Genomic DNA, 7,573 nt, shown 5'->3' with positions numbered 1-7,573 from the left:
ATCGCCGCGCCGCCGCGCCGTTCAGCCTCGCGCGGGGAGAGCAGCGGCAGGCCCAATGCGTCGGCATGGTCGATGATCTGGTCGACCATCGTCCGGTTGCGGGCGGCGATGGCGCCCTGATCCTGCGCCGTGAACCACTGGATCGCGGGCAAGGAGGCGATGGCCGCGACCGATCCCGGCGTGCCGCTGTCGAAGCGGCGCACATCGGGGGCGTACTGAAACTTGTCGAGATCCCAGGAGAAGGGGTTGTTCTGGCTGAACCAGCCGCGCGCCTCGGGCTGCAGATCCGCCACCAGTCCCTTGTCGACATAGAGGATCCCGGCGCCCGGCGTGCCGCAGAGCCATTTGAGGCTGGTCGAGACGACGAAATCCACCCGCGGCTCGGTCACGTCGAAGGGCAGAAGCCCCGCCGCCTGGGTGATGTCGGCGACCATCAGGCTGCCCATCGCCCGCCCATGCGCGACCAGCGCCGGGTAATCCATCCGGGCCGAGGCGGTGGAGGTGACCCAGGTCAGCAGCGACAAGGCGACGTCGCGGTCCCACCGGGCGATGAAATCCTCGGTCTCGACCCAGGCCTTGCCCTCGGACCGGGGGACGGTGACCAGCGTGAAACCGATTTTCGGCGCCAGCCCCGCCAGCAGGAAATGCAGCGACGGGAAGCAATCGGCGCCGACCAGCACCTTCTTGCCCCGGAGCCAGCCCTCGGGCAGGGCGCGCATCAGCTTGTGCATGCCCTCGGTCACGTTGTCGACATGGGTGATCGAGCCCTTCGGCGCCTTGATCAGCCGCCCCCAGGCGTCGAGGTATTCCTGACGCTTCCTCAGCACATAGCCCCATTGCCGGTCATCGGGCGCGGCCCAGACGGCCGAGAATTCGGCCATGGCGCGGGCCATGTCCTCGTCCTTGCCGGGATAGATGCCGATGGAATGATAGAGGAAATATCCGGCGGCCTTGGTGTTGCGGCGCATGCCTTGTCCTTTTCGTCAGAATCCGAGGGCCGCGGGCAGCCAGAGGCTGAAACCCGGAACGGCCGCGATGAGGCCCAGCCCCGCCAGATTGACCAGCAGGAAGGGCATGTTGGCTTTGATCAGCGCACCAAGGCCGCACCCGGCGATCCGCTCGGCGGCAAAGAGGCAGACGCCCAGCGGCGGGGTCAGCAGGCCGATGTTCAGGTTGAGGATGGCGATGACGCCGAAATGCAGCGGGTCGATGCCCGCATGCACGGCGGCGGCCGACAGGATCGGGCCGAAGAGGATGATGACCGTGGTCGGGTCGATGAACATCCCCAGCACGAGGAGAATGGCGTTGAAGACCAGCAGCGTGCCCAGATAGCCCATCTCCCAGCCGCCGATCCAGCCCGCAACCATGCGCGGCACGTTCTCCATGCCCATGACCCAGGAAAACGCCGCGCCGCAGCCGACGATGATCAGGAGCTGCCCGGAAAAGAGCGCCGAGCGTTGGAAGACCTCGCCCAGCGTGCCCAGCCGCAGGCTGCGGTAGACCAGCGTGGCGACCACCAGCGCGTAACCGGCGGCGACCGCCCCGGCCTCGGTCGGGGTCATCAGCCCGCCCATCAGGCCCGCCAGGATGATCACCGGGATCATCAGGGGCACCAGCGCCTGCCCGGTCGCGCGCACAGCCACGGCGGGGCTGCGGTCCATCTCGACCCGGGGGAAGTTGTGGCGCCGGGCCTGGACGGCGACCAGCAGCATCTGCACCAGCCCGATCAGCAGCCCCGGGATCAGTGTCGCCGCCATCAGCGCGCCGATCGACAGCCCGGTCATCGAGCCATAGATGACGGCGACCAGCGAGGGCGGGACCATCGGCCCGATGATCGACGAGGACGCAGTGACGGCCGCGGCATAGGCGGGCGTGTAGCCCTGCTTGACCATGGCCGGGATGAACACCCGGCCCAGCGCCGCTATATCGCCCAAAGCCACGCCGGTGATGCCGGAAAACAGGATCGAGGCGCCGATATTCACCTGCGCCAGCCCGCCCCGCATCCAGCCGAAGAGGACATTGGCGAAATGGATCAGCCGGTCGGTGATCTTGCCGGCATTGACCAGTTCCCCGGCCAGAATGAACAGCGGAATGGCCATCAGCACGAAGACATCCATGCCCTGCCAGATCCGTTCGGCGGCGATGGGCAGGAAGCGCCATTGACCGCCATAGGCGACCCAGGCCAGCATCGAGGTCAGCAGCGACCAGGCCACCGGCAGGCCCAGCAGCATCAGCAGCAGGAAGCTGCCCAGCAGCACCATCAGCGTGTCGGTCATGCCGGGGTTCTCCGCTCGAAAAGCCGGGCCAGCGCCAGGATCGCGGCAAGGCCGAAGGCCACCGGCATGGCGCCATAGGGCCAGGACATCGGGATCCGCAGCCCGTCGCTGCGCTGGCCCGCGGCGAAGGACACGATGTCGAGCCCCTGCCAGAAAATCACCAGACAGATGCCGAGCGTCAGCGCGTCCAGCAAAGCCTCCAGCGCCCGGCCGAGGAGCGGCGCTGCCGATCCCAGCGCCAGCGGCACGAAGTCCACGCGGATATGGCTGCCTTCCCGCACCGCGACGGCGGTGGCCAGCAGCGCCATCCAGACCATCGCGTAGCGGGCCAGTTCCTCGGCGAAGGCCGGCACGCCCAGCGCGGTGTAGCGCAGCGCGACCTGCGCCAGCATCAGCAGGAACAGCCCCGCGAGGCAGAGGGCCGCGACGATGCGCAGCCCCCTGTCCAGGGCGCCGACGAAGGAGGCCAGCGCCTTCATCGTCACTGGGCCGCCGCGACCGCGGCCAGCGCGGCGTCGATCAGGTCGGGATGGTCGACGTTGCCCTGCAGCCATTCGATGGCGGCGGGCTGCATGACCTGCCGGAAGGCATCGCGCTGCGCGTCCGTCATGCGGACCACGGTGACGCCCGCCTCTTCGGCGCGGGTGATGGCCGAGGCCTCGACCGCGCGCGAGGTCTCGCGGTTATAGGCGATGGCGACAGCGGCGGCGTCCAGGATCACCTGCTGGTTCTCGGGCGAGAGGCCCGAGAAGAAGGCATCCGAAATGCCCAGCGGTCCGAAGGCATAGACATGGCCGGTCATCATCAGATGCGATTGCACCTCGTAGAGCCGGATCAGGTTGAAGGTGGACACGGAATTGTCCTGCCCGTCCACCACGCCGGTGCTGAGCGCGGTGTAGAGCTCGCCAAAGGCGACGGGGCTGGCCGAGGCGCCCATCGCCTCGACCGGGATCGTCGCCAGCGGGCCCAGGACGCGCATCTTCAGCCCTTCCATGTCGGCGGGGCTTTCGATCAGGCGGCTGGCGCTGAAATGCTTGAAGCCGCCCGATTCCCACCAGCCCAGCACGCGGATGCCGGTGGCCTCGCGGATATCCTCGGCCATCTGGGTGCCGAAGGGGCCGTCGAAGACCTGCCAGGCCACCTGTTCCGAGGGGAAGAGGTAGGGCATGTTCAGGACCATGATGTCCGAGAAGATCGAGGCGTAATTGCCGTCGGCGGCGTCGGTCATCTCGATCACGCCGCGACGCATCTGCGCCAGCCGGTCATTGGGATTCCCCAGCGCGCCGCCATAGACGATGTTCACCGACATGTCCGAATTCGCCTCAACCTCTTCGGCGAAGGTCCGGTACATGCCGTTGACGAAGTCGAAGCCCTCGATGTTTTCGGGCAGCGACAGGCCGATGGTGATGGTCTGCGCGGCGGCGGGCAGGGCCAGACCGGCCGACAGCAGCAGCGCGGCAAGGGAGGGGACAAGCGGTTTCATGGCGTTTCCTCTGTTGGGGGGGGGCGGGGAGGGGGTCAGCGGGTGTAGGCGCGCTTGGCGTGGCGTTCGAGGCGGCCGGTCAGCCGGACGAGGGGCCACAGGATCGCGATATAGATCAGCGCCGCCCCGATCAGGGGCGAGGGATTGGCAAAGAGCGCCTGCGCGTCCGTCGCCTGTTTCAGCAGGTCCGACAGCGCCACGACCGAGGCCAGCGCCGTATCCTTGATGACCGAGACGCAATTCGAGGCATGCGGCGGAATGACGATGCGGATCGCCTGCGGCAGGATCACCTTGCGCATCGTCACCCAGAAGCCGAGCCCGAGGGCCGAGGCGGCCTCGAACTGGCCCTTGGGCGTGGCCTCGATGCCCGAGCGGACGACCTCGGCGGTGAAGGCGGCCAGCACCATGGTCAGCGCCGTGGCGGCGGCCGCGAAGGACGACAGCGTGATGCCCGCGAAGGGCAGCGCGTAGTAAAGCAGGATCAGGAGCACCAGCACCGGCACTGCGCGCACCAGATCGGTATAGAGCACGGCCAGCAGGCGCAGGGGCTTGGGCGCATAAAGCCGGGTGATGGCGATCATCACGCCGAGGGCCGAGCCCAGCACGATGGCCGTGACGCCCAGGCTGAGCGTGTACCACAACCCCCGCAGCAGCATCGGCAGCGCGCGTTCCAGAACACTCAGGTTGAAGAAGATATCGACCGCGCTCATGCCATCCCTCCGCTCGGGTCAGGCGGGGGGCTTGGCCGCCCCCCGGCCGGCGTCTCAGTAATTGCCGGGGGTCGGGATCGGCAGCGGCGTGACGGTCAGGCTGCCCTCGGCCGGGGCCACACCCATCCAGCGCTCGAAGATCGCGGCCATGGTGCCGTCTTCCTTCATCGCGCTGATCGCCTCGTTGACGGGCTCCAGCAGCGGCGAATCCTTGGCCATCATCATGGCGAAACGCTCGCCGGTGACGATCTCATGCGCGACCTCCAGCCCGGTCATCTGCTGGAAGGCATAGCGCAGGCCGACCACATCGTTGACCACCGCGTCGATGCGCCCGGCCATCAGGTCGGTCAGCATGTTCGCCGTGGTGTCGTAGCTGTTGTTCGCGGCAAAGCCGATCTCGTCCGCGCGCTCGTTCAGCCAGGCTTCGGGGAACGAGGTGGCGATGGTGCCGATCCGGCGGTCGCGCAGGTCCTCGAGGCCGTGAATGTCGCTGCCCGCCCGCACGCCGATGCCCATGGCGCCCTCGACATAGGGCTGGGTGAAGCTCTGCGATTCAAGGCGTTCGTCGGTGATGGTCAGGGACGAGATGACGATATCCACCCGGCCCGAGGCGGTGGCGACGAAGAGCGCGCGGAAGTCATAGCCCTCGATCTCGGCGGTGCGGCCGATGCGGTTGGCGATCTCGGTGACGATATCGACCTCGAACCCCTCGAAAACGCCCTCGGCGTTGCGGTTCTCCCACGGCGGGTTGGCGGGGTAAGAGCCGACGCGCAGGACATCCTGCGCAAGGGCGGGAAGGGAGGCGAGCGACAGGGCAAGGCCGGTCGCGGCGCCAAGGAACAGGCGGCGGTGAAGCGTCATCAGGTTTTCTCCCCGTGGGTGGTGGCCGGGCCCTGTCGGGTGGCCGGTTGAGCCGGGCGGATGTTTCCGTTCACCGGGTGGTTTCTGGCGCAAGTCCCCGGACCGGCAGATCGGTAATCAGCATGTGGCCGGGGGCATGGGTGATGGCGAGATCGGGCGCGGCATGGGCGATGGCCCGTTCGAGCGAGACGCCGCAGGCCCAGAAGACCGGCACCTCGCCCGGTCTGATGTCGGTCAGGCCGATCCCGTCGATCGGGCGGCCGAGGTCGGCGCCGATCACGACGGGGTCGCCGACATGGACCGGCGCACCATGCGATTGCGGATGCGCGCGGGTCACCGCCTCGGCCAGTGCGACCTGACCGGCGGGGACGGCGCGCATCGAGACCACGAGCCTGCCGCCGAACGGACCCGAGGGCGTGAGCGGCAGGTCGGTGTCGAAGGCCGAACAGGTCAGCCCCGGCGCATGGCAGCGCAGGGTCACGCCCGCGGCCACCAGATCCGCCTCGAAGCTGAGCGAACAGCCGATGGCGAAGGCGGTCAGGTCGTCGCGCCAGAGGTCGGTGATGTCGGTGGGCATCGCCACCGGCGCGCCGTCGCGGAACACCCGGTAGCGCGGCAGGTCGGTCCTGAGGTCGATATCCGCGCCCAGCTCGGGCAGCGTGGGATCCCCGGCCCGGCCCCGGGCCAGCAGCGGGAAGGCGGCGGGATTGGCCCGCAGGAAGGCCTCGAAATCCTCGGCGAGCCGCGCGGGGATCAGCGCCAGATTGGCCTGCGCCAGCCCCGGCGCCATCGAGCCGGTCGGCCCGCTCAGACGCCCCGCCCGCGCCTCTAGCCTGAGGGCGCGGCCCGCCGTCATGCGCCGGTCCCCGCGAAGGCGGTTTCGAGCTGCGCCTTGATCAGCAGGATCTCGGTCTCGTGGGTGGTGCAGGTGCGCGCCCAGCGCTCGTCCGGGCTGCCCGCCGCGCGCAGGGCATGCAGCGCGATCTGGCAGCGGCCTTCGGGATGGCCCAGATCGGGGCCGGGGGTCACGCGGATATAGATGCGGGGCGTGCGCGCGGTGAGGCTGCCGACGCCGAAATCGATCAGCCCCAGCGCCGGGACCGGCCGGATATCGACATGCGCGGCGCTGCCATCAAAGAGCGAGGTGCCGCGGTAGACCCCCTCGGCGACCTCGGTCAGGCCCAGGGAGCCCAGCGACCAGCCGCCGACGAAAGCGGGCTCGGACAGGCGCGCGAAGGCGAAGGCGGCCGGGACCTCGGCCAGAATGGCCGTCATATGGGCGAGATCCGGGCTGGGCATCGGCGGCTCCTCTCTGGTGCTGGGTCGAGGATGGCAAACAGTATGCAATTGTCAATCCATTTCTTTTAAGATTAAAATTGTTCGGCGCGATATTCTTGGTTTTGCCGCGATTTCTGCGTGACAAAGGCTGCCCCGCGGGTAGATTCAGTATACTGTTTGACCCGTAATGCCTGCTCCCTGACCGAAAGAAGGCTCATGTCCCGTTCCAGCCAGCGCCCCAGCCACCGGCAGCGAATCCATGACACGATCCGCACCAGGATCCTGACCGGCAAGATCGGCGCGGCCGACAGGCTGGTCGATACCGCCATCGCCGCCGAGATGGGCGTGTCGCGCATGCCGGTGCGCGAGGCCCTGATGCAGCTGGTGAGCGAGGGCTATCTGGAGGGCACGACGCGCGGCTATTCGCTGCCCAATTTCACCCATGAGAAGGTCATGCAGGTCTTCGTCCTGCGCCGCCTGCTGGAGCCCCATGCCGCGGCCAGCGCCGCCCAGGCCTGCACCGAGGCGCATGTGGCGCGGATGCGGGCGGCGGTGGACGAGGCGATGGGCACGCTGGAGAAGGACGATTTCGAGACCTTCTACCGCGCGTCCGAGGTGTTCCGGAACACCTGGCTCTCGGCGGTGCCGAATGCGGAGCTGGGTGCGGCGATCCAGCGGCTGTCGGGGCAGGTGCAGGCGGTGCGGCTGGCAACGATGCGCGACGGCGAGGCGCATCGCACCATCATCGCCGGACAGCGCGACCTGCTGGCGGCCTTCGCCGCCCGCGACGCCCTGGCGGCCGAGGCGCGGATCCTGCGTTTCGTGCTGGAGGGGGAGGGGAGCTATCTGCGGCTGAGGGCCGGCTGAGGGGTTTCGCCCTCGTGCCTCGGGCGACCAGGGCGGGGGGCTGCCGCCCCCCGCACCCCCTGCTTCAAGGGGGGCACGCCCCCCTTGAAAATCCCCGT

9 protein-coding genes are annotated in these 7,573 nt (G+C 68.5%); 1 reads left to right on the top strand and 8 read right to left on the bottom strand.

Features of this window, described 5'->3' with window-relative positions; translation table 11 throughout:
• The 8 genes from VDQ18_RS21950 to VDQ18_RS21915 form a co-directional block, all read right to left on the bottom strand.
• Positions 1 to 968 (bottom strand): aminotransferase class V-fold PLP-dependent enzyme (locus tag VDQ18_RS21950; protein WP_323023000.1); only part of this gene is annotated, 968 nt, incomplete at its 3' end.
• Between the two features lie 15 nt (positions 969 to 983).
• The gene (locus VDQ18_RS21945; protein WP_323022999.1) at positions 984 to 2,276 is read right to left on the bottom strand and encodes a TRAP transporter large permease; all 1,293 of its coding nucleotides are present in this window, start codon (positions 2,274 to 2,276) and stop codon (positions 984 to 986) included.
• On the bottom strand, positions 2,273 to 2,755 hold the full coding sequence (locus tag VDQ18_RS21940; protein ID WP_323023001.1) for a TRAP transporter small permease: 483 nt from the start codon (positions 2,753 to 2,755) through the stop codon (positions 2,273 to 2,275). The genes VDQ18_RS21945 and VDQ18_RS21940 overlap by 4 nt, the downstream gene beginning before the upstream one ends.
• Positions 2,756 to 2,757: 2 nt before the next feature.
• The gene (locus tag VDQ18_RS21935) at positions 2,758 to 3,759 is read right to left on the bottom strand and encodes a TRAP transporter substrate-binding protein (protein WP_323022998.1); all 1,002 of its coding nucleotides are present in this window, start codon (positions 3,757 to 3,759) and stop codon (positions 2,758 to 2,760) included.
• Positions 3,760 to 3,794: 35 nt separating this feature from the next.
• Complete coding sequence (locus VDQ18_RS21930) at positions 3,795 to 4,469, bottom strand: amino acid ABC transporter permease (protein WP_323022997.1); 675 nt, start codon at positions 4,467 to 4,469, stop codon at positions 3,795 to 3,797.
• A gap of 54 nt (positions 4,470 to 4,523) precedes the next feature.
• Entirely contained in the window at positions 4,524 to 5,330 is an 807-nt protein-coding gene (locus tag VDQ18_RS21925) for an ABC transporter substrate-binding protein (RefSeq protein WP_323022996.1), read from the bottom strand.
• Between the two features lie 70 nt (positions 5,331 to 5,400).
• Positions 5,401 to 6,186, bottom strand: a complete 786-nt coding sequence (locus tag VDQ18_RS21920; RefSeq protein ID WP_323022995.1) for a D-glutamate cyclase family protein — start codon at positions 6,184 to 6,186, stop codon at positions 5,401 to 5,403.
• The gene (locus VDQ18_RS21915) at positions 6,183 to 6,629 is read right to left on the bottom strand and encodes a hypothetical protein (RefSeq protein WP_323022994.1); all 447 of its coding nucleotides are present in this window, start codon (positions 6,627 to 6,629) and stop codon (positions 6,183 to 6,185) included. Before VDQ18_RS21915 ends, VDQ18_RS21920 begins: the two co-directional genes overlap by 4 nt.
• A gap of 195 nt (positions 6,630 to 6,824) precedes the next feature.
• On the opposite strand from VDQ18_RS21915, the gene VDQ18_RS21910 reads away from it, so the two are divergent.
• Positions 6,825 to 7,475: a GntR family transcriptional regulator gene (locus tag VDQ18_RS21910; RefSeq protein WP_323022993.1), complete on the top strand. Its 651-nt coding sequence runs from the start codon at positions 6,825 to 6,827 to the stop codon at positions 7,473 to 7,475.
• Positions 7,476 to 7,573 lie beyond the last annotated feature (98 nt).

The sequence above is a fragment of the Pararhodobacter sp. genome (assembly GCF_034676075.1).
Taxonomy (GTDB): Bacteria; Pseudomonadota; Alphaproteobacteria; order Rhodobacterales; family Rhodobacteraceae; genus Pararhodobacter.
Note: the sequence above shows the minus strand (reverse complement) of the source record. Positions and strands in the feature narration are given on the sequence as shown.